Annotated in this window: 15 protein-coding genes and 4 tRNA genes; 3 read left to right on the top strand and 16 right to left on the bottom strand. The window is 45.1% G+C overall.

Annotation, left to right across the window (positions count from 1 at the left end; translation table 11 throughout):
* Positions 1–18: 18 nt before the first annotated feature.
* The 9 genes from ACFI6L_RS04215 to dnaQ form a co-directional block, all read right to left on the bottom strand.
* Positions 19–1,245, bottom strand: coding sequence for a lipoprotein-releasing ABC transporter permease subunit (locus ACFI6L_RS04215; RefSeq protein WP_462573485.1), 1,227 nt, complete (start codon positions 1,243–1,245; stop codon positions 19–21).
* Positions 1,232–1,942 carry a lipoprotein-releasing ABC transporter ATP-binding protein LolD gene (gene lolD / locus ACFI6L_RS04210; protein WP_462573484.1) on the bottom strand — a complete coding sequence of 237 codons (711 nt, stop codon included), beginning with the start codon at positions 1,940–1,942 and terminating at the stop codon, positions 1,232–1,234. Before lolD ends, ACFI6L_RS04215 begins: the two co-directional genes overlap by 14 nt.
* Positions 1,943–2,032: 90 nt before the next feature.
* Complete coding sequence (locus ACFI6L_RS04205) at positions 2,033–3,583, bottom strand: EAL domain-containing protein (RefSeq protein WP_462573483.1); 1,551 nt, start codon at positions 3,581–3,583, stop codon at positions 2,033–2,035.
* Positions 3,584–3,876: 293 nt separating this feature from the next.
* A tRNA-Asp gene (locus ACFI6L_RS04200) sits at positions 3,877–3,953 on the bottom strand.
* Between the two features lie 31 nt (positions 3,954–3,984).
* A tRNA-Asp gene (locus ACFI6L_RS04195) sits at positions 3,985–4,061 on the bottom strand.
* 30 nt (positions 4,062–4,091) lie between these two features.
* Positions 4,092–4,168 (bottom strand) — tRNA-Asp (locus ACFI6L_RS04190).
* Between the two features lie 30 nt (positions 4,169–4,198).
* Positions 4,199–4,275: transfer RNA gene (locus tag ACFI6L_RS04185), tRNA-Asp, on the bottom strand.
* A 221-nt stretch (positions 4,276–4,496) separates the two neighbouring features.
* Positions 4,497–5,999: a TIGR03503 family protein gene (locus tag ACFI6L_RS04180; protein WP_462573482.1), complete on the bottom strand. Its 1,503-nt coding sequence runs from the start codon at positions 5,997–5,999 to the stop codon at positions 4,497–4,499.
* 49 nt (positions 6,000–6,048) lie between these two features.
* Positions 6,049–6,768, bottom strand: a complete 720-nt coding sequence (dnaQ, locus tag ACFI6L_RS04175; RefSeq protein ID WP_014998117.1) for a DNA polymerase III subunit epsilon — start codon at positions 6,766–6,768, stop codon at positions 6,049–6,051.
* Between the two features lie 111 nt (positions 6,769–6,879).
* Here dnaQ and rnhA point away from each other — a divergent pair, with 111 nt between their 5' ends.
* Positions 6,880–7,350 carry a ribonuclease HI gene (gene rnhA / locus ACFI6L_RS04170; RefSeq protein ID WP_014998116.1) on the top strand — a complete coding sequence of 157 codons (471 nt, stop codon included), beginning with the start codon at positions 6,880–6,882 and terminating at the stop codon, positions 7,348–7,350.
* Between the two features lie 47 nt (positions 7,351–7,397).
* Here rnhA and ACFI6L_RS04165 read toward each other — a convergent pair whose 3' ends face one another.
* Entirely contained in the window at positions 7,398–8,375 is a 978-nt protein-coding gene (locus tag ACFI6L_RS04165; protein WP_421712459.1) for an NAD(P)H-quinone oxidoreductase, read from the bottom strand.
* A 241-nt stretch (positions 8,376–8,616) separates the two neighbouring features.
* On the opposite strand from ACFI6L_RS04165, the gene ACFI6L_RS04160 reads away from it, so the two are divergent.
* A complete protein-coding gene (locus ACFI6L_RS04160; protein WP_014998114.1) occupies positions 8,617–9,810 on the top strand; it encodes a class I SAM-dependent rRNA methyltransferase in 1,194 nt (397 codons plus the stop codon).
* 98 nt (positions 9,811–9,908) lie between these two features.
* Here the strand turns inward: ACFI6L_RS04160 and ACFI6L_RS04155 are convergent, their stop codons facing one another.
* The 6 genes from ACFI6L_RS04155 to ACFI6L_RS04130 all read right to left on the bottom strand — a co-directional run bounded on the left by ACFI6L_RS04155 (position 9,909) and on the right by ACFI6L_RS04130 (position 19,090).
* A complete protein-coding gene (locus ACFI6L_RS04155) occupies positions 9,909–10,166 on the bottom strand; it encodes a DUF2061 domain-containing protein (protein WP_462573481.1) in 258 nt (85 codons plus the stop codon).
* A 288-nt stretch (positions 10,167–10,454) separates the two neighbouring features.
* Positions 10,455–10,757 (bottom strand): PilZ domain-containing protein, encoded by a 303-nt coding sequence (locus ACFI6L_RS04150; protein WP_014949177.1) that lies wholly within the window; start codon positions 10,755–10,757, stop codon positions 10,455–10,457.
* 267 nt (positions 10,758–11,024) lie between these two features.
* On the bottom strand, positions 11,025–15,020 hold the full coding sequence (gene hrpA, locus ACFI6L_RS04145) for an ATP-dependent RNA helicase HrpA (RefSeq protein ID WP_462573480.1): 3,996 nt from the start codon (positions 15,018–15,020) through the stop codon (positions 11,025–11,027).
* 100 nt (positions 15,021–15,120) lie between these two features.
* Positions 15,121–16,467: a Na+/H+ antiporter NhaC family protein gene (locus ACFI6L_RS04140; RefSeq protein WP_421712456.1), complete on the bottom strand. Its 1,347-nt coding sequence runs from the start codon at positions 16,465–16,467 to the stop codon at positions 15,121–15,123.
* A 390-nt stretch (positions 16,468–16,857) separates the two neighbouring features.
* Positions 16,858–18,090 (bottom strand): helix-turn-helix domain-containing protein, encoded by a 1,233-nt coding sequence (locus tag ACFI6L_RS04135; RefSeq protein WP_462573479.1) that lies wholly within the window; start codon positions 18,088–18,090, stop codon positions 16,858–16,860.
* 88 nt (positions 18,091–18,178) lie between these two features.
* Positions 18,179–19,090, bottom strand: a complete 912-nt coding sequence (locus ACFI6L_RS04130; RefSeq protein ID WP_421712454.1) for a diguanylate cyclase domain-containing protein — start codon at positions 19,088–19,090, stop codon at positions 18,179–18,181.
* Between the two features lie 374 nt (positions 19,091–19,464).
* On the opposite strand from ACFI6L_RS04130, the gene ACFI6L_RS04125 reads away from it, so the two are divergent.
* Entirely contained in the window at positions 19,465–22,170 is a 2,706-nt protein-coding gene (locus ACFI6L_RS04125) for a TonB-dependent receptor (RefSeq protein ID WP_462573478.1), read from the top strand.
* The last annotated feature ends 66 nt before the right edge of the window (positions 22,171–22,236 follow it).

The following is a 22,236-nucleotide window of genomic DNA, read 5'->3' as shown; positions in this document are numbered from 1 at the left end:
TTTTAATTACACACCACATTAATGAAGTGCAGACGATGGCGATACTTTTGCCGCTTTTTGTGCTGGATAAATAGTAGCGCCAACACTCAAAAACATAGCAACAACCACAGTTACTACAACGTCGTGCCAATGCAGATCAGAAGGTAGGAAATCGATAAAATATATATCGCCTGATAGAATTTCTATCCCTATCGCCACTTCAATGAAACGTACAATGCCAGATAGGTTAGGTGCCACTAGCAAAGCTAGCAGGACGCCAACTGAAATGCCAATGACCCCATTTATAACACCCTGTAATACAAACGCGTTGCGAATTAATCGGTCGGTTGCACCCATGGTTTTTAATATTGCAATGGCTGCCTGCTTATCTCTTACAGCCATAACTAACAACGATACGATGTTGAAACAAGCAACGGCAATGACCAGCGTCAGAGCAATATATACCACTGCCCTTACTAGCTGAATATCGTTGTACAAATGCCCTTGTGTGCGTGTCCAATCAGACATATACACTGCCTGCGGGTAGTTGTATCCAATATCTCGCATGGTGTCGTAGGCGGAAAATGGATCCTTGAGGGTAAATTGAATACCTTGTGCCTGTGACGCTATGCCAATTGCCTCGGAAGCCGTTTTTAGGTGCATAAGACCTAATTGGTTATCAAGCTCACCGCCAACAGATAACACACCCGAGACTGAAAGGGTAATTGAGCGTGGGGCTTTGAACGTTAAATCCTGCGTGGTTTGAGGAATTAATACTTGTACAGTGTCACCAATTTTAAGACCCATCGAGGACATAATGCCCTTCCCTACTATTAGGCCATTCTTGTGCTCTGAAAAGCGTTGCCAATCTTCGCTAGCGACTCTTTCGGCGTATTTTTCGGCCACACTATCAACTAAAATTCCGGTAACGCTAATAGCTTTTAACTCCCCCTTTGACTGCAGCATACCGGTTAGACCGGTATAGGGCGTCACAGAGGCAATGCGGCTATCCTGAGACAAGCGATAGAGTTGCGCATCCAAGTTCTCAATACCACTTTCGCTTTTACTGTATAACTCACCGTGAGGTACTACACTCAAAATTCGACTTGTAAGTTCTTTTTCGAACCCGTTCATAACGCTCAGTAATACGATAAGTACAAAGCAACCAAGACCAATCCCAATGGTAGATGACATAGAAATGAATGAGATGAAGCGCTGCTCTGAGCGCGCTTTCCTAAAGCGTTGAGCCAATTCAAAGGCGAGCATCTTGGCTCTCCTTGGTTAACGACTCGCTCGCCAGTCTGCCGTCTTTTATCTTAAGCACCCGATCCATCTTGCTCGCTAGCGCGATGTCATGAGTAACAACCACGAACGCAGTGCCCTTTTTTTCACTTAAGCTGGTTAGCAATTTATAGATTTGCTCACCTGTAGAATCATCAAGATTCCCGGTAGGTTCATCGGCAAGCACTACTGAAGGCTCGGTAACAAGGGCCCGTGCTATTGCCACACGCTGTCTTTCTCCCCCAGACATGGCAGAGGGTAAGTGATCAATTCTATGTGAAAGTCCCACTTCTTCTAACATCTCACGGGCTTTCGAAAGGGCAGCATTGCTTGATACGCCCCTAATTCTCAGTGGCATTGCTACGTTTTCAATAGCGGTGAATTCACCTAGCAAGTGATGGAACTGGTAGATAAACCCCATGTGGTCATTGCGTAGCTTTGCTAATGCGTTGCCAGATAATTGACCGAGTGACTTTCCATTAAATTCAACTTCGCCGCTGGAAGGCTTATCCAGCCCTCCAAGTATATGTAAAAGCGTACTTTTACCTGAGCCAGAGCTTCCTAATATGGCGACATGTTCACCAGCTTTTATTGAAAGAGAAACATCGTGTAAAACGGGGGTGGCATTACTGCCATCTTGATAGGTTTTAAAAATATTGCGGCAAATTAGCACGTCCTGCATGCGAGTGTTCTTCTATATTTTCCAGACGGTGAATGGTAGCGTTAAACACTACCAACACCAACTGAAAAATAACAGAGGGAAAACGCGTAATTAAGTCTCTTGCACGCATTTAGCTAATGCATCCACAGGTTGTGGCTTACCGAATAGCCATCCTTGACCATATCCTATGGTCAATCCTCTCAATTCGTTGCATTGATCGATATTTTCGACGCCTTCTGCTATCAGATCCACACTAAGCCCTTCTGCAATACTCACAATATGAGGAATGAGTGATGAACGAATACTGTTGTCTTCCATATCCATAACGAAACTGCGATCAATTTTAAGGTAGTCACAATTAAGTGTTTTCAATTGGCTCAAGTTCGAGTAACCAACCCCAAAATCATCTATGGCAAAGAGAAAGCCTTTACTCTTCAAAGATTTAATGTGTTTTACCGCACTGTGAGTAGCGATCTGCTCATCTTCGGTAATTTCTAAAACCAATTTGAAGTTTTTTACGTTCATTTCCAAAACAAAATCTAAGTCCAAACAGCCTTCCCGCGTAAAATCAAATGGGAACAAATTGAAAGATACTTTGAAGCCTTCTGGTATCTCTGGATTTTCGTTAAGCTCTTTCATGGCCGTTGTAATCATATCTACGGTGAATTCCCAGGTCATGTCCTGTTCTTTAACTTGAGGTATAAACTCGTCTGGATAAATCGGACCAAACTCGTCTTCAAATCGGCTTAAGACTTCGCACCCAATGACCTTGCCCGACTCCAAATTCACAAAAGGTTGATAAAGGCAGTAGAACTTACGTTCTTTCAGTCCTTTGCTTACCCGAGATTCAAGCGAGCGGCGGCGCCTTAAATAGTTAAATGTAAGCATATGGGTTAATGCAGCGGTCATTAGCATGACAAAAATGAACAACACCATTTTACCCATATGCAAATCAAGCACCCGTCCATGGTCAGACTTTACTTTTAAGCAAGTTTGATTGTAACGCTCGTCGCACTGAATAAACTGCAAAGAAAAATAGCCGGTACGCGCATCCATATCGTCTTGGCTAAGCGTTGAGCCTACAAGACTAGGGTTTCCTGCCATATGGTAGAATTGATCCCCATTGTAAAACAGCTGCCAATCCTGGGTATAGCTATAGCCAATCACGCTGTCCATATCCAATACCGCGTTATATCGCCCGCGCTGTACTATGGTACCAGTGGCTTGCTTATCGAACAGTTGTAGTGGCGTATTTATCCAAAATGCATCGCCAAGTTGTGTATAAAAGTCTGGCTTAACCTCTTTCATGGGCTCGTCAAGAATGCCCAAGTAAGTACTACACAGCAGTTCGTTGTTTTGATAAAAACCAATTTCCTTAACGAATCGAGAGCGAAACAGGGTTTTCCGCATTTCCGCTAAGTTGTCCATTTCACAGGTTTGATAAGGCAGAGCATTAAGATAATCGAGAGTAATTTCTGCATCTCTGAACACCACGCGTACGTTTTCCAGAATTTCGGTAGCCCGGCTCTCTTCTTGCTCACGAATGAAAACAAACATAATGATGGCGAGTAGTAGCGTAACTCCCACAACACTAAGTAGTGACATCCCTATTGCCTTTAAATTATCAGCAAGAAAGTACTGTTTTTGGTCGCTTTTATTCATAATTTCCGTTGTTTATTAGCGTGAACGACCTAACTTTAGTACAAATTTGAAAAAAGGCATTACGACTTTAGGGCATGTTACTGTTTACTGGGTGTTTTTTAGGCAATGGCGGGCTTTGAATAACAAAAAAGAATGCCTGTAAAATCGCTGCGCACAGAAACCCGATTAAAACGGATAAATGAAATATAGACAGGACTAAGTAGCGCAATTAAAAGGGGCTAAAATAGAGATAGAGATTTTATAACGATTTCCCCAGAAAGGGGAATTATCTTAGAAGAAGAGCTTATCATTAATGGCGGAGCGGACGGGACTCGAACCCGCGACCCCCGGCGTGACAGGCCGGTATTCTAACCAACTGAACTACCGCTCCGCATAATGGGAAGCGCGCTTTATTCGATTAATGGCGGAGCGGACGGGACTCGAACCCGCGACCCCCGGCGTGACAGGCCGGTATTCTAACCAACTGAACTACCGCTCCACATAATCGAGATTGCGCTGTATAACTAAATGGCGGAGCGGACGGGACTCGAACCCGCGACCCCCGGCGTGACAGGCCGGTATTCTAACCAACTGAACTACCGCTCCGAAGACCTTTTAGTTATACCATTGAGAGAGTGGCGGAGCGGACGGGACTCGAACCCGCGACCCCCGGCGTGACAGGCCGGTATTCTAACCAACTGAACTACCGCTCCACATCTTCAATGTTATCAGTGAGTTGACTTGGCTGTTGTTGCCCTGTCCCCTGACTGCGGCGCAGATAATACGTATTCCCCTATGTGGAGTCAACGCTTTTTATTAATAAAATTGTCATCTGCGGTTTGTTTGCCTGTTAAATAGGCATAATGTCGAAATAAAATTCAAAGTGAGCAAATTAACAACGGCCCAAGCATGACAGTGAATCGCCTGACGGCCCTTATTCTGATTTCTCGCGCTTTTTAAATATTCCCAGCAGTTTTTTAAACCCTTTAGGTTCAGACTCCATAGTAAGGTCGGCATCGGTAGTTTGTGAAGACGATTTCACAGTTGCGCTAGCTTGCTTAGGTGTTGATGCCCGCTTACGCATAACAATAATGACCACTGCAGCAATAACCCCAATAAGTACAATCGAGCCATTTACTGCCACGAGAATGAGAGTGAGCGTCCCATCATCCATTTCATCCTTTGCCGAATCTGCAGGAAGATTTTCTTTTTCACCATCCACCGAGCCAGGCGCACCAGAAGTCATCGTTAATGGCTCACTACCATCAACTATAGGGTCTTTGCCATTAATTAACGGATCTTCGACTTCAGCTTGGGTTGGTCCTTGTGCCACAAAGCTGTACTCAGGAACGTCCAAGATAAAATCTCTACCGTCCATCGTTGTGCCGTAAGCCGTTACCTTTACCCTGAATATTCCTTCTTCATAAGCAACAATTAGATGCTCACGAGGGTCTATTCCCCCCTCTGTTAACGAAAAATTCTGCATATCGGCGTTGGGAAACTTTACTTTCCCGTCGACTAATAGTGATTCAATGTCGACCAAGTCACGGTCTACATCAATAATAATTTTGTGATAGCCATCGCCGCCACCATCCAGTTCTACATCTATAGACACCGGATTTTCATGTAAAATGATGAGCTCCCCTATTTGTTCCCGGGTGTACATTGGTGTACTCACGCGAAAAACTGGTTTCCACTCGCCTGCCGGAATTTTCAAATTGAACTGCCCTGTAAAAACCCCGTCACCAGGCCGCTCGTCCATTCCCCTTCCGTCGTCTTTAAATGTGGCAATGCTTTGGTCATTCGTACCGAAATTACCGTAGTTTGGGTTATTGGTACTCTTGAACTCTATATCCAAGTCAACGACATCCCTAAACTGCTTATTTTCTATCGGCTTACCGTTGTTAGTTAAGTAGGCAGTAGATTTCAATATTTCGCCAGCAAAAAGCACATTTGGTAACGGTTCAGCATGAAGTTCTACATTTGATAAAACCATAACTCTGCTTTGCGGCAACACTTGACCCACCGCCTGCCAAGGCCCTGGAACAGGATCTTTAATCGTGATCATGTCAAACGTATCGGCGTCAAACCATTTTACTTTTTCTTCATCTACTCGCCCCTGAAACAACTTTGATCCGTCAGGCCTAACGAGCACCACTGGCGCAGAGCCATATTCTCTGAAGAAAACCATGGTGATTTCTTTAACGTTGTAGTCGACGCGAAATCGGTTTTGCAATAATTGAATTGAATTGGTGTATTCATCACCTAAATCGGTGAGTGGGGATGTGTCCAGTGCGTCATTGTTTGATTGCGTATTTTGTAGGGCACTGTCGGTGAGCTGCCGAGCAGCGTCGCGTTCAGCTTCTTGCGACTGCGCGCCAGCGCTTAAGTGTATAAACAATGATAAAAAAATTACCCAATAAAACCACACTCTCACGCTACGCTGCTCCTGCACTGTTTGGCTATTTTATTTCTATTTAAACGTGTTAAGACACCTCTTCAGGTTGAGGGCGCCATAAGCATTTGCCTCCTGCCTTTTCAACAATATCCAGGCGAGCCTCATGCTGTGTTATCTCATCGGCGGTAGCTTTAATAACCTTTAATTTATTTGCACTTCGCTGAATCCTGCGAATTGCCGTGGAGTCTGCGTCGCTGCCCGAACTAGATGCCAATTTTAGCTTAGTTTGCCCACCGGTCATTAACAGATAAACATCTGCCAGAATTTCCGCATCTAGCAATGCGCCGTGGAGGGTACGATGACTGTTGTCTATACCATAACGCTTACACAGTGCATCTAGGTTGTTCTTTTGACCTGGATGCATTTGGCGAGCAAGGGTCAGTGTGTCGAGTACATCACAAATCTGGTTAGTGATAACGCCTTTGGTGGATGCCTCCATTCCAAACTCGTGATCCATAAAACCAACGTCAAACGGCGCGTTGTGAATGACTAACTGTGCCCCTTTGATAAAGTTCACAAACTCCTGAGCCACTTGAGAAAATGTAGGCTTATCGGCTAGAAATTCATTGGTTATACCGTGAACTTCAATTGCCTCTTGTTCAATGTGACGGCCTGGATTGATGTAAACGTGAAAGTGATTCCCCGTCAAACGGCGGTTAACAACTTCAACACACCCTATTTCGATAATGCGGTGGCCTTCTTTGGGGTCAATACCTGTGGTTTCGGTATCGAGAACAATTTGGCGCATGGAACCTCTACTATAATTACACTTTCATTTTTTGATAGTATATCAACCCCTTCGCAATCCGCTAAGGGAAAAGACAAGATAAATTACGCTAGTTAAATCAAAGGAAACGCTGTGGCTCAAAAGACCATTCATATATACACCGACGGCTCGTGCTTGGGTAATCCAGGACCGGGCGGGTACGGCGCTGTGTTAATTTATAAGCAACACAGAAAAGAGTTGAGCGATGGCTTTGCCCACACAACTAATAACCGCATGGAGCTCTTAGCCCCTATCGAAGCGCTTAACAGCTTAAATGAACCGTGTAATGTTGAACTAACTACCGACAGCCAGTACGTGAAAAATGGTATCAACCAGTGGATCCATAACTGGCGCAAGAACGGTTGGCGCACAGCCGATAAGAAGCCGGTAAAAAATGCAGATTTGTGGAAGCGTTTAGATGAAGCGGTAAAAAAACATAAAGTGAACTGGCATTGGGTGAAGGGTCATTCAGGGCACCCTGAAAACGAGCGCTGCGACGAACTAGCCCGAAGTGCGGCAGAAGCGAAGCCAACAAAAGCGGATGAAGGTTTTGTTGGCAATTAAACTATCTTGCTGCTAAGCGCTATTACTTAGCACTTCTATCACGCACTTTACCAAGAGAGCACTAGCTTACCCTGTGTTTCGTTGTTTTCTAAACGTACATGGGGTTTGTTGATGTCATCAATGCCGTAGTGCGTATCGATGTTCACCTTAAGTTCTTTATTCTCAAAAGCTGGCAAGCATACGTTAGTAAAATCCCGCACCAAATCCGCTTTGTACTCGTCACTTCGATTTCTAAGTGTGGTGCCAATAATTGACGCTCGTTTACCTAATAGCATTGCCATATCAAGGTTGTCTGCATATCGGCCTGCCAACATGGCCAAGTACACGACTTTGCCGTCTTGCTTCAAAACCTTTAAGTTACGGTTAAGGTAGTCGCCACCTACCATATCAAGTACCATATTAACCCCTTCTGGCCATACTTTTTTAAGCACATCATCAAATTGTTGCCGCTTATAGTTAATAAGGTGTTCTGCGCCATTGATTTCACACAGGGTAAGCTTTTCTTGACTTGAGGCCGTTACCGCACTGTGTACGCCCCAATATCGACAAAGTTGTGTGGCAGCCAGCCCTACACCACTTGCTCCGCCATGAATTAACGCCCGTTCAGCCGGTTTTATATGCGCAATTGTGCGTAAGCACTGAAATGCCGTAAGAAACACTTCGGCCAAACCCGCGGCTTCAAAAAACGGCATGCCTTTGGGAATAGGCATTAAGTGCGCTGGATTAACCATCACTTCAGTGGCATAGCCACCACCTGCAACCAAACCAAATACTTCGTCACCTTCTTTGAATGCAGTGACATCACTGGCAACCTCTGACACTACACCGGCTACCTCTAACCCAAGAATATCGCTCTCCCCAGGTGGAGGTGGATAATTTCCCTGGCGCTGCAACGTATCCGCTCTATTTACGCCAAATGCCTTAACGTCAACTTTCACTTTCCCTGGTGCTAACGACAGCCCTGCACGTTCTTTTACAACGAGTTCGCTTGGGCCGCACCCTTTTTCAAAATCGACATATTGCATAGTTACATCCAATCTAAGTGTTAAAAATCTCTGTTCGAACTGTGGTTACTCACCATATGTACGCACTCTTATACTAATCCGCACAGATAATTGCTCACTCTCGCTGAGTGGGTAATTATCTATGTGGACTGGTATAATTAACACAGAACGTATGAAATTGCGTATAATCGCGTCCATTCTCATAAGCGGTTAAATCCGCTTAACTCTGTTTCACATTTATTAAATTAGTACGAGAGCCTTCATGTCAGCACAGGTCATTTTACAGCCATCCAGAGACAAATCACTTCGCCGCAAACACCCTTGGGTATTCGAAAGCGCCGTGGCTGAGCTAAAAGGCCGCGCGCGAGTTGGCGATACGGTAGACGTATTTGACTCTGAAGGCGACTGGTTGGGTCGAGGCGCTTACTCTCCAAATTCAAAAATTCGCGTTCGTATGTGGACGTTCAAAAAAGACGAAAGCATTGATAATGGCTTTTTCCTGCGCCGTTTAGAAACTGCGCTAGCGCTTCGAAAACGCCTGTTTGACCCAAACAAAACCAACGCGTTTCGCTGGATAGCGTCTGAAAGTGATGGCCTTCCGGGGATCACTATAGACCTATACGACAACGTTGCAGTGCTTCAGCTTTTGAGCGCGGGCGGAGAAAAGCACAGAGATAAAATAGTGTGGGCAATTACCAAGCTAATGCCTGATGTGCACATATACGAAAGAAGCGACGTAGATGTGCGTAAGAAAGAAGGTTTAGAGCCAGTTACAGGTGTACTGCATGGTGAACCACCTATGCAAGTTACGGTAAAAGAGAACGGTATTAACATAGTGGTTGATATCGAGAACGGCCATAAAACCGGTTTTTACTTAGATCAACGAGACAGTCGCGCAGCGGCAGCGCATTATGCGAAAGATGCCGACGTACTCAACTGTTTTAGTTACACAGGTACGTTTTCTTGCTACGCACTTGCTGGCGGTGCTAAGTCAGTTACAAACGTTGATGTCTCTCAGCCTGCTCTTGATTTGGCCAAACACCATGTAGCCATCAATGGTTTAGACGAGAACAAAGCCAATTACGTAAATCAAGACGTATTTAAGGCACTCAGGGAGTATCACGAGCAGGGCAAACAGTTTGATATGGTGATACTCGACCCGCCAAAGTTTGTCGACAGCAAAGCAACATTAAACCGCGCTGCGCGCGGCTATAAAGACATCAATATGTACGGCATACATGCAGTAAAATCTGGCGGACTGCTACTTACATTTAGTTGCTCAGGCCTTATGCCGGCAGATTTATTCCAGAAAGTTGTGGCAGACGCTGCACTTGATGCAGGTCGTACAATCAAAATTATCGCAAGGCTAAATCAAGCCTCAGACCACCCTATTATCGGTAGCTATCCTGAAGGCTATTATCTGAAAGGCCTGGTGTGTGAAGTCACCGACGACTAATTTTATAAAAGCGCCCTGGTTACTCTGAAAACCGGGGCGCTTAAACTGTCTTTAATAGCTGTTCTCAATACCTAAGAACTCGAAGCGAGTAAATTTCCTTAAGAAGCAAACGTCACATTTTTATTCGAAAAACTACTCGATAGCTGTTGCGAGCGTTCATTCGCCTGTTCTTCAATAGCGTTTCCTTTGCTTTCAACTTTCTTCCATACCATCTCGTGAAAATAAAACGCCACGGTATTGATGGCAGGCTCTACCAGCGCTACCGCTCCGCCAACCACCAGGCTACCTGTAAGTAAGTAGGCAACAGTAAAAGCTACCGAAAAGTGCATCACTGCAAAGGTAATCGTCTTTTTCATAATCAATACTCTCTCAAAAATTAAATCACTTTGCTTACGCATTAATGAGAATTATTATCAATTAGAGACGCAATGGAAAATTGAAAAATTTGAACAGCATGTTCGGTTTAATGAATGAGAACCGTAGAAGTGAAAATAAATTGAGTAAGGATGGCTACCGCTTGCATACTGTAAAAGCTTTTCGCCCTATCAAAATGAAACGCGATTGATTGTATTAAGTGAATGGCTCTGTAATTAGCCATAGCAAAAAGGCGAAGAAATTGCTTCGCCTAACTATAAAAGAAGTGGTTACTTCATCTGAGAAATTTCAACGCCTATAATGCAGCTTGACTCAGACTCGGGTTCACAACGCACCACTGTGGCTAACGCGGCTAATGAAGGAATCTGTGAGCTAGACGATTCAATTGCGACACTTACCTGCGTACCTACTTCAATTGACGGCTCATCAACTTCCAACGACATCCCCGTTGCACTGATATCTCTACACATTGCCTGCATGGTGCGGCTCGACTCATCATCAGTTATCTGTAACTGACAAGGCGAATTTACCATCATCCTGAAAAAATTTCGCTTATCGTCGTATCCCAACATGTCTACTTCTCCTGATTTTTAGCATTACGCTGACAACTACATCTGATGTTATAGGGCGATGCTGATAACTTGTCAATCGAACTGTACAATATTTACTCAACAAATCTTAAAAGTGTACTTTGGTCTAATCTCAGCGATTTTCACAACGTAAAAAATATGACTAATTCAGACCCTTCAATTGCCTTTGAATTGGATGAAAAATCTTCCTTTTCGACGTTTTGCACACCAATTCCTTGGGGCGATTTAACTGTTACTCAACGTATTGTGCTAAAAATCAGCAAGGTGCAAAGTAATACGCTTAGCCGAAATGGGATATGCGGTACCAAGTTGCTGGGCAAACAAAGAAACGCGCAATTCTTCTATCATCCAGCGCACGTCTTTAAGAGCTGGCGGCACTTTACCTTTGGGGTACTTGCTGCACGCTTTCTCCCATTCCTTAATCGACTTTTCTACCGTTACCTGATGCATTCTGTCTTTATTAGGATCGACGGGAAGCTTTTCCAAACGGCGGGCTAGGCCTTTAATATAGCGATTCCAATCATCTAACCTACTCTCGCCAATTTCAGAAACAAAACCAGGGAAAACTAACGATGCCAAGTGCGCTTTGCAGTCGCCTAAGGCGTTTATCATGGTCAGCGGCACATTCCCTTTCATTTGCTTCTGACATTGATGCGCAAGGGTAAGCCCTTGCTCCACTTGTTTGGCAATTTCTAACACCCTGTCATTAATGTTTGCACGAGCAATCTCTAAACAGGCTTCAAAATCGGCTTTGCTGCGAATGTCGGTGTTATTGGTTTTGCAGTAATCACTGACAATGGCATCGATACCCGCAAAAATACAATCATCAATTAGCGCTTTCACTTGGCCAAATGGATTGAAATACAAACCCAGCTTGGCTTTGTTAGGTAATTTGCTTTGCAAATAATTAAGCGGTGACGGCATCGCGTTTTTAATCAAGACATTCACGCCTTGCTTGTGCAGCACTTGGGCCTTATCCGCTTCTTCAATTAACGCAATATCTACCTTATCACCCTTTTGCACCAGAGCCGGGAACGCCTGAACTTCAAACCCGCCAACTTTCTGCACGAAGGTTTCCGGCAAGCTTTCGAAATCCCATTGTTCGATGTTATTGCGCTCTAACTCAGGTGTTGCGGCTTTCTCAAAGGTTTGTTTCACCTGCCCTGCACACTGCTGTTTAAGCGCGTGAAGGTCGTCGCCTTTAGCAATATCATCACCGTTGTCGTTAACTACCGCAAAGTGCATTTTCAAATGCTTATCAAGCTGATCTAAATTCCACTCTTCGCTCTCAATAATAACGCCCGTCATTTTGCGTAGCTTATCGGCTACGGCTTCAAGCAAAGGCACTGGACGGTTGTTTTTATCCGTTTCACTGATATCAGCAAGGCATGCTTCAGCAAAGTTTGGCGCAGGCACAAAGTTACGACGCAAGCGTTTAGGCAAGGTTTTAATTAAACCCACAATGAGGTCGTGCCTTAGCCCCGGCACCAGCCAATCAAAACCTATATTGTCGACTTGGTTAAGTACAGGCAGCGGGATGACAACAGTTACGCCATCATCTTCAGCGTTAGGTTCGAAGTTATAGCGAAGCGGCAGCGTAATATTGCCTTGGCGCCATACATCGGGAAACGCGTTTGCTACCGACTGCCCAGGCTGCTGACGATACACGTCTTCTTCTTTAAACGTTAAACTGTCGTTGCTTCCGTGTTGCTTAAACCACTTCTTAAACGCCGCATCATTATTGGCCTCAACCGGAATACGCTTCGCGTAAAAGCTTACAAGCTCTTCATCATCGACTATCAAATCGCGACGACGGGTCTTTTGTTCAAATTCGTCTGCCTGCTCAAGCAGTGCCTGATTTTCCTGTAAGAAACTGTAATTGAGTTTAGTATTGCCCTCGACTAACGCTTCGCGGATAAATAGCTCGTGGCAAATTGGCGGGTCGATGAGGCTATAAACCTTCGCACGCTTCATTACTATGGGTAGCCCGAACAAGGATACTTTTTCAAAGGCAATCACCGCACCGCGCTTTTTAGACCAGTGTGGCTCTGAATAGCTTCTTTGCACAACATGCTCGGCCAAAGGCTCTACCCATGCTGGGTCAATTTTTGCCACCATACGAGCAAATAGCTTAGAGGTTTCTACAAGCTCAGCTGCCATTACCCATTTGGGCTGAGACTTTGATAGCCCTGAACCAGGGAAAATAAGAAAGCGCGAGTTACGCGAGCCCATATACTCCCGTTCTTTATCTTTAAAGCCCATGTGCGACAGCAAGCCGCTGGCAATAGCTTGGTGAATAGCCTGATAGTCGGCTTCTTGCTTTGAAATGCCAAAGCCCAGCTCAGCGATAGACTTTTTAAGTTGGCTAACAATGTCCTGCCACTCACGCATACGTAAATAGTTGATGAAATTTTGCTTACACCATTTGCGCAATTGGTTTTGACTGAGTGCGTTTTGCTGCTCTCTAAACGCCAACCACAAGTTGTAAAGACTGATAAAGTCAGAATCTTTATCGTGGTATTCGCTGTGCTTCTCGTCTGCTTGCTGGCGTTTTTCCTGTGGGCGCTCTCGCGGATCCTGAATTGAAAGTCCCGCTGCAATCACCATTACTTCGCTGAGCGCATTAGTACGCTCGGCTTCAACCACCATACGAGCATAGCGAGGGTCGATAGGTAAACGTGCTACTTGACGACCTAGCGGAGTAAGCTGCATTTTGCCGCTTTGCTTGGTTTTTCGGTTATCTTTGCCTTTCGCGATAGCTTGAATTTCTTCAAGTAAGCGGAAACCGTCGTTGATATTGCGGTTATCAGGCGGCTGAACAAATGGAAAAGCAGCGATATCGCCTAACCCTAAAGCAAGCATTTGCAAAATAACCGACGCTAAGTTGGTTCGCAGGATCTCTGGGTCCGTAAATTCTGGGCGGCCTAAATAGTCTTCTTCACTGTAAAGACGAATACAAATACCGTCAGACACACGGCCGCATCGCCCTGCCCGCTGATTCGCTGACGCCTGAGATATTGGCTCGATAGGTAAACGCTGAACTTTACTTCTGGCACTGTAACGTGAAATACGGGCAAACCCCGGGTCAATGACGTATTTAATGCCAGGCACCGTAAGCGAGGTCTCTGCAACGTTGGTTGCAAGTACAATGCGTCTGCCGCTGTGCGACTGAAATATGCGGTTTTGCTCTGCCGCCGACAACCTCGCATACAGCGGAACAATTTCAGTGTTGCGATAATGCTGTTTGCTCAAGGCATCTTGGGTGTCGCGTATCTCGCGCTCTCCGCTTAAGAACACTAAGATATCGCCCGGTGCTTCACGCATCAGCTCGTCGACTGCGTTTACGATGGCGTCGCTTTGATCAATATCGTCATCATTGTCTTCTGGCGCGTGGTAACGAATTTCTACCGGATAGGTACGTCCGCTTACTTCGATAATCGGCGCATTGTTAAAATGCTGAGAGAATCGCTCTGGGTCGATGGTGGCAGAGGTGATGATGAGTTTTAAATCAGGGCGCTTATCTAAAAGCTGACGCAGATAGCCCAACAAGAAGTCGATATTAAGGCTTCGCTCGTGGGCTTCATCGATGATGATAGTATCGTATTGATTTAAAAAGCGGTCTTGCTGCATTTCAGCCAGCAGCATGCCGTCGGTCATAAGCTTAACGTAGCTTCGCTCGCTTACCTGATCGCTAAAGCGAATTTTAAAACCCACCTTTTCGCCAAGCGGCGTGTTTAGCTCTTCAGCTATACGGGTAGCTACACTTCGCGCCGCTAAACGTCTTGGCTGGGTGTGGGCTATCATGCCATTTACACCGCGACCTAACTCTAAGCATATCTTAGGTAGCTGCGTAGTTTTACCCGACCCGGTCTCACCCGCAACAATCACCACTTGGTTATTCGCAATCGCCTCTTTGATATCTTCTTTTTTATCGCTAACCGGCAGCGGTGGGTATTCAACTTTAGGAAGGTTGTCTTTACGCCATTGGCGTTTTTCTATCGATGCATTGATGTCGCTTTCGAGCTTTTCAAACTGCGCTTTTAAGCTTTCTTCGCTAACCGCAATGTCACGTTTTGAAGCTTTGGGATTAGCAGCTTTTTTCTCCGCGCCTTTTCCTTCAACACCAGATGTATCATTCACTTTTTGTGCAAGCTGCGTAATGCGTCGCTTTAAACGAAACTTATCTGCGCTTAAACAATCGTCTAGTTGGTTGTAAAGAGGTTTTATAGCAAATGGTGAAGACAAAGTGACATCCTAAAGCGTGTATCTAATCATCAATAAAATTCGGGCGGTGATCCTAGAAGATACCGCCCTAAAAAGCCAGTGTGTTAAGCGTTACGAGAATTTAAGCGCTTTGGGTTAATTCATCGTCCTGGGGCGTTTTAAAACGGGGAAAACCGAACCAAATGGCCGCCACACCAAACACAAAAATCAGCATGGGATACCAGCAGTACGGCGTAATAGCTAATGGTGAAATACCCACTACGGCTGCGGCACTTAAAAGCTGCGCGCCGTAAGGGACTAAACCTTGGAAACTGCACGAAAAGATATCCAAAAGTGATGCCGTACGACGAGGGTCGACGCCGTATTTTTCATTCAGGTCTTTAGCAATTGGACCTGCGGTAACAATCGCAATAGTGTTGTTCGCCGTTGTAATGTCCAAAAAGCTAACCAAGCCAGCAATACTGAACTCAGCGCCTTTCTTTGACGTGACCTTTCGGGTTAAGCGCTCGATTAACCATGTTATACCGCCGTTAGCGTGCATAAGCGCAACAATACCGCCTATGGTTATGGCGATCATAGCCAAGTCCTGCATCCAGCCCATCCCTTTTTGAATGCTTTGCATCATAGAAAGTGGCGTGAAGCTGCCTTGAAGCAATCCCACTACGCAGGCACTGGCAATTCCCACTGCAAGCACGCTAATGACGTTAAACCCTGTTAGCGCAAAAGCGATAATGCACAAGTAAGGCACTATGCGCCAAAAATCGTAGCTGCCGCCTTCAACGATGCCAGAAGTATCGACATCCACCATAAGCAGTAACGCCATGGTGACAATGCACGCCGGCACAGCAACCATTAAATTCGCCCTAAATTTATCTTTAAGCTGTACGCCTTGCGTACGGGTTGCCGCAATGGTGGTATCTGAAACAAACGAGAGGTTATCACCAAACATTGCGCCCCCCACCACAATACCTAGCGCCATTTCTACCGGTAGCCCCAAACTTGTGGCAAGCCCCGCACCTATTGGCGAGAGAGCGGTAATGGTGCCCATGGACGTGCCCATTGAAAATGATATGAAACAGCAAATCAAAAAGAGGCCTGGCAATATAAGTGCGGAAGGCACAAATTGTAGTGCCATATTGACCGTGGCATCCCGAGCGCCAATATCAATAGTCACCGCATAAAATGCACCAGCTAACAAGAATATAAGCACTAGAAGAATAATGTTTTTATCACCGCCGCCTTTACAAAACGTTTGTACTTTTTCAGAGAAGCTGACCTTTTTCCCTTTCGGATTTAAACATAGGCCATACCCAGCGCTGATAAAAAACGCCACCAAAATAGGCATCGCAGTAATATCGTTTGTGGTAATACCGGTCACTACAACAAGAATTACAAAAAGCAAAATGGGCGTTAAACCTAACGGGTTGGGTGCGATAGAATTTGGTGCAATGTCATTATTTTCGTGCACAGAAAACTCTCTTTTTGGGTTTTATTGCGTGACAGCAAAAGTTTAAAGGCTACGCGGGAAAGCCACCTGCCGGTTGCGAGTGCGTAAAAAAAGCTTCAACGAAACCATAACGTGACGGTTTTTGACGGTGAAAAGCTAAAGCAACAAAGGATAAAAGGTTTTTAAAGCATTGAAAAGAAATTTACTTTCCAATATTTAACTCATCTGCACTGTGCCAGACGCTACGATTAGATTTCGAGTTATTAAAGGAGTGAAGCTACAACCATTTAGCCGTAGAACGCGACTGCCGCCTAGCTAGTTTTCATAGCTATTTTACATAGCTGTGTTGCATAAGTGTGTGGCATAGCTCTGTTACGTAGAAATATGGACAGGCGCTATCAGTCATTCACGTTAAATTCTAAGCTCGCTAGGGGTTTTACCTGTAAGCCGTTTTACCGTTCGTCGAAAGTTAGGTAAATCGTTAATGCCCATTGCATTGGCCGCCGTCTCGTTACTCACTTTGTGCACCGAAAGAAGTAAAAGTGCATGATTGCGCTGTACTTCCTCGCAGAGCGCGCGATAGCTAGTGCCGTACTCTTTTAGTTTCCGCTTTAGCGTAGCCACACTGACGTTTAAGGTTTCCGCTAATTCAGGAAATCCGATATTTGCTGCCTGTGTGTTGGAGGATGCATAAATATAACGCCTCACAAAATCAGGCAATGACAAGCGGTTTTGCAATTCAATAGAAGCCCCACCTTTTGTTTGCGTTGCGCTATTACTAACGACACCTTCCAGAGAAACATGTGATTCAGCAGAACAATCCGACTGAACTGTTAGCTCCAAAGGTTGGCGTAATACGTCTTTCTCAATGCAAATACTGTTAAAAGCACGATTAAACGACAACTTAAGCCCAAGGTGGGTTTCGTAATCAGCAATATTTCTTGGTCGACTATCGGTAAAAGAGAAAGATAAACGAATTCGCTTATTCGCTATACTTTTCATAAGTGCAACAACGCTTGCGAATGCCACTTCAATGGAGAACTGAAGCTGTTTGCTGCTTACCCCTGTAAACTGAGGCACTAACATTATTTGGTCTGCGTTTTCAAAACGCTGAAACTGACAGAGCGGTAGGCTACACCACCGGAATGTTTGGCGTTGAGTCAGCTGTAAAAGTAGCTGCTCTGCATTTTCACATGTTTTGAGCGCATTAAGTGGACTAGATAGCCACTGCGAGGCGAAAGCTCCCCCCAGCAAAAAACTAACGTCGCCGCCTCTCGCCTGGCTTTGAACATTCACTAACAGCGATGAATATTGCTTTATGCTTAATAGTGAATTGGGTTTCAGCACATCTTCAAAAATACCTGTACCGCGCAAGAGCTTATTTTTATTCGCGCCACGAGAGAGCGCCACATTAAGTGCTGCCCTCACTAACCAATACCCAACTATTACTTTATCTTGGCTAGACATCACTACATGAGCACTACCAGCACTTTCGATGACACCCATGCCAAGCGCTTTAGCATCATCTTTTAGAGAGACACCCACCCCAGAAAGACGAGTTGAATGACGGTACTCAGCACCTGCAATTGCAGCTTCGTCCTCAGAGTCTCGTAGTGCGATTAGTCTTGGTAACATTAAATCCATAAGTTACTCGCTGCAGGCATCTTCATTCATCTTCACCGGTTACCCCTACCAATTACTTTCGCCAAATACACTGATCAAACCGGCCTAATTACGCTGCGCTATCATGGGCACGTTCAAGTTCTAAGAGCATGGTGTTAAGCACTGTCGCAAGGCGTTGGTTAGGTAACAAAGTCACTTGAGTACTGCGAGCGGTAGTGTAAATAGCGTTTGCATTTTGGCTGTGTCTAAACGCAAGGTGCTGAATGCTCACTTTGATATCGTTGAGAATAACGTCAGCCTGCATGGGCGAGACGTCAGGTATCAGAATAGCAAACCTATCACCGGCATAGCGGCACGCTAAATCTTGCTGACGCAAATTCATGATCACCAATTGCGCAATATCGTGCAGATACCTATCGCCTTCTGTATACCCATGTTTTTGGTTGAACAAAGAGAAGTTATTGATATCGATAATGGCGATGACAGCTGACTTGCCAGACTGCTGTAATTTATTAATTTGTGTTTTCCAATACTCTGCGCGGTAAAGCTGAGTGATGGGGTCGATAGCATCGTGATCGCGAAAGTCCCATTCTCTGCGTCGTAATTGCAAGTTTAACGCGCGCTGCTCTAGGTGCCACTGATACAGTGCCGCGGTCATTACTACCATACCCACAGCCGCAGGATAAGACTCAATCATGCTTAGCCAATAAGCCTCTTCGGGATAATGAAAAAACTCATCCAAGAAATCTAAACTGACTGAAAATAGAAAGAAGCCGAGTCCTACCGTGAGAAGGCTCGTTACTTTACCTGGAGGACGGCTGGCAAGCGCAGCTAGCATCCACGCCAAAGTTAAAAAAGCAATGCTTCCTTCCCCCACAATATCGAGGCCTGATATCACGGTGCTTTCTTTTGCATTGCCAAACATAAAAGCTAAACAAACCGCTAACGCCACTACGCAAAATGTAAATGCTAGCCAAAGCTTGTGATGCCTAAATTGTGTTGAATTTGTAAAGGTAAACATAGTGCTCTCTTTGGAAATCTCTTGAATTGGATACATCACGCGTTAGTCCGGCCACCGCCAGCGTTTATAACAAAACGAGAGTCTTGCCCAAATCTGATGAAACTGTCGAGGGTCAGTTTGGCTCAGCAATGTGACATCTTGATGGCAGCGAACTTTAGGAGCATAAAAAAAGACACACAAACCAAACAAAATCAGTAATTTAAGCAAGGGTCAATTTAGCTCAGCCAATTGCAAATAGGCGACAATTACCGACTGTGTACCGCTTGTTCCATCAAATCGTCATATAACTGTCATGCAGCATTCTTAGGGTATTCATTCACTTACTTAGCACTTATTCAAAACGCCTTTTTACTGCTTAATTAATTGGAAAATAAATGAAAATCAAAACCGCGTACTCTTCTCTAACACTTGCCTGCATAGCGGCAATGGGCCTTAGCGTCGCTACACCTGCTTCAGCTGCTGATGGCGTAATTATCGGTTCAGTAAAAGACGCCGCACAGACGCGCAGCTATACCGGTGCTCAAATTAAGCTTAAAGAATTAGGACTAGTTACTGAAGCAGGCACAGACGGTACATTTCGGTTTCCCTCTATTCCAGAGGGTACTTACACGCTAGAAATTTCTTATCTTGGTGAGGAAACGGTTACGCAAGCGATAAAAGTGACAGATAACGGCATTGCGCGCGCAGCCGTGGAGTTTGGCAGCGGCGATACTATCGATGAAATCTTGGTGCGTGGTCAACGAAGCGGTCAGGCAAGTGCCATAAACCAGCAGCGAACGTCAGATCGTATTTCGTCTATTGTATCCGCAGATGCCATTGGACAATTTCCAGACCAAAATGCTGCTGAGTCGTTACAGCGTTTACCAGGCTTGTCGATTGAGCGAGATCAGGGTGAAGGTCGTTTCGTCGGCATACGCGGTATCGACCCCAACTTGAATAACGTAACCATTAACGGCTTGAATATTCCCTCGCCTGAATCAGGCGTACGTTCAGTAGCCCTTGACGTTATTCCCTCTGAACTCATCCAAACATTAGAGGTATCTAAATCGGTAACGCCCGATATGGACGGAGACGCCATTGGTGGTTCAGTCGCGGTGAAAAGCGTGAGTGCGTTTGATAAGGCTCGAGATACCGCGAGCATTACCGTGCAAGCCAGTCAAAATGATTTACGCGATGAAACCAGTCCAAAGCTTTCTGGTACGTTTACCAAGAAGCTTTCCCCTGAATGGGGGGTGGCTGGCGCTATTTCCTACTTTGACCGAGATTTTGGTTCAGACAATGTTGAAAGTAACGGTGACGATGAGCTTGAGCAACGTCACTACACGATCACTCGTGAACGTTTGGGTAGTGCGTTAAATATCGATTTTCGTCCTGACTTCAACAACCAATACTTTCTTCGCACACTTTACAGTGAGTTTTCTGACGACGAATACCGTCAAGGTAATATATTCACGTTCGATGGCGAAGACTCAGAAATAGAAAGAGAAAGTAAAGACCGCTTTGAAAGCCAGAGTATTTTTACTGTGGCGCTTGGTGGTGAACACCAACTAGATACCTGGAAAGCAAACTGGCAGCTCGGTTATGCAAAGTCTGATGAAGACGAGCCAGATGCACTGTATTACGTATTCAAAACCGAAAGTGACAGTATCGACGCAGACTTAAATACTATGCGTCCAACCGTGTCACAAAACGCTGATGCCATGGACTTATCAACCTATGAAGTCGATGAGATCAGCTTTGAAGATAACTACACGAAAGATACCGAAACCAGTATTAAATTCGACGCCGCCCGCCCCATCAACCTTGGTGGCTATATCGGTGAGTTAAAAATTGGCTCGAAATACCGAAGCCGAGAAAAAGACCGCGACAGCAGCATCGCTATTTTTGATGGAGAATTCGACGACCTAAACGCTTCGCAATTCGGAGCTGCCAGTCCAGACTATTCTCTTGATGACTTTGGGCCTGGGCTTAATCGAAGTGAAATGCGCAACTACTTTAACGAAAACCGCGAGAGCTTGGAATTAGACAGCCTAAATTCTGAAGTAGAGTCTCGTGGCGCGACCTATGTGAATGAAGAGGATATTTTTGCCGCTTATATCATGGGCAGCGTAGATATAAATAAACTTCATTTGGTAGCAGGTGTACGCTATGAACGTACTGACTTTTCTACATCGGGTATGCGAGTAGAGCTTGTAGAAAACGAAGAAACCGATGTGGAAGAAGTGGTAAATACGCCATGGGAAGCAGAGCACGACTACGATCATTGGTTACCCAGTGTAAATGCCAGATACACTGTTTCAGATAAACTTCAGCTTCGCGCTGCCTACACCCAAACTATTTCAAGGCCAAAATTTGAAGATGTAGCGGCATTTCAAATCATCGAGAGTAAAACAGAAGAAGATGATGGCGTATTTGTAACTGAACGAGAGGCGGAAGTTGGCAACCCTGACCTTCAGCCTTACGAAGCACAAAACGTTGATTTGTCGATTGAATACTATCCTGGTGACATCGGTGTAATTTCAGCAGGGCTGTTCTACAAGAATATCGATAACTTCGTTGTATACGCTGATGTTGCAGATACAACCGGTTGGGAAGGTTTTGAAGAAGTCATACAGCCAATTAACGGCGACTCTGCCGATTTAACCGGCTTAGAACTTTCTTGGGTGAAAGCCTTTAACAATGGCTTCATTGTTTCCGCCAATGCTACTTTTACCGATTCTGAAGCGACTACCTTCTTAGATGGCGAAAAATTTGAAACCCAGTTACCAAATCAATCAGACCGTATTGGCAATATCACCATTGGGTACGAAGCGAATGACTTCAGTGTACGTCTAGCCACCACCTATAAAAGCGACAATTTCGAAGAGATTGATGGTGACATGCTCAGAATTGAAGACGACCACGTACAGGTTGATTTCATGACGCGCTACTACATCAACGACAGCATGCAGGTGTATTTCAACGGCATCAACTTAGGTGACGAACCTTTCTATCACTATTTCGATACGCGTAACCAAAACGCGCAGTATGAAGAATACGGCCGCACGTTCGAACTTGGCTTTACTTGGCAGCTTAACTAGGCAGGTATATCGAAAGTTAATTATCGGGTTTGAAGGCCGTAGGTAGTTTGGCCTTCAAACCTGCTC

It is taken from the genome of Alteromonas sp. G4i35 (assembly GCF_054960375.1).
The sequence above is the reverse complement of the archived record's forward strand: the minus strand, read 5'-3'. Positions and strand labels throughout refer to the sequence as shown.

What these genes read in the sequence shown, in the direction of transcription:
- ACFI6L_RS04215 (WP_462573485.1), bottom strand. Translation starts at nt 1,245, where the DNA reads ATGCTCGCCTTTGAATTGGCTCAACGCTTTAGGAAAGCGCGCTCAGAG.
- lolD (WP_462573484.1), bottom strand. Translation starts at nt 1,942, where the DNA reads ATGCAGGACGTGCTAATTTGCCGCAATATTTTTAAAACCTATCAAGAT.
- ACFI6L_RS04205 (WP_462573483.1), bottom strand. Translation starts at nt 3,583, where the DNA reads ATGAATAAAAGCGACCAAAAACAGTACTTTCTTGCTGATAATTTAAAG.
- dnaQ (WP_014998117.1), bottom strand. Translation starts at nt 6,768, where the DNA reads ATGCGCCAAATTGTTCTCGATACCGAAACCACAGGTATTGACCCCAAA.
- ACFI6L_RS04165 (WP_421712459.1), bottom strand. Translation starts at nt 8,375, where the DNA reads ATGCAATATGTCGATTTTGAAAAAGGGTGCGGCCCAAGCGAACTCGTT.
- ACFI6L_RS04160 (WP_014998114.1), top strand. Translation starts at nt 8,617, where the DNA reads ATGTCAGCACAGGTCATTTTACAGCCATCCAGAGACAAATCACTTCGC.
- ACFI6L_RS04155 (WP_462573481.1), bottom strand. Translation starts at nt 10,166, where the DNA reads ATGAAAAAGACGATTACCTTTGCAGTGATGCACTTTTCGGTAGCTTTT.
- ACFI6L_RS04150 (WP_014949177.1), bottom strand. Translation starts at nt 10,757, where the DNA reads ATGTTGGGATACGACGATAAGCGAAATTTTTTCAGGATGATGGTAAAT.
- ACFI6L_RS04135 (WP_462573479.1), bottom strand. Translation starts at nt 18,090, where the DNA reads ATGGATTTAATGTTACCAAGACTAATCGCACTACGAGACTCTGAGGAC.
- ACFI6L_RS04130 (WP_421712454.1), bottom strand. Translation starts at nt 19,090, where the DNA reads ATGTTTACCTTTACAAATTCAACACAATTTAGGCATCACAAGCTTTGG.
- ACFI6L_RS04125 (WP_462573478.1), top strand. Translation starts at nt 19,465, where the DNA reads ATGAAAATCAAAACCGCGTACTCTTCTCTAACACTTGCCTGCATAGCG.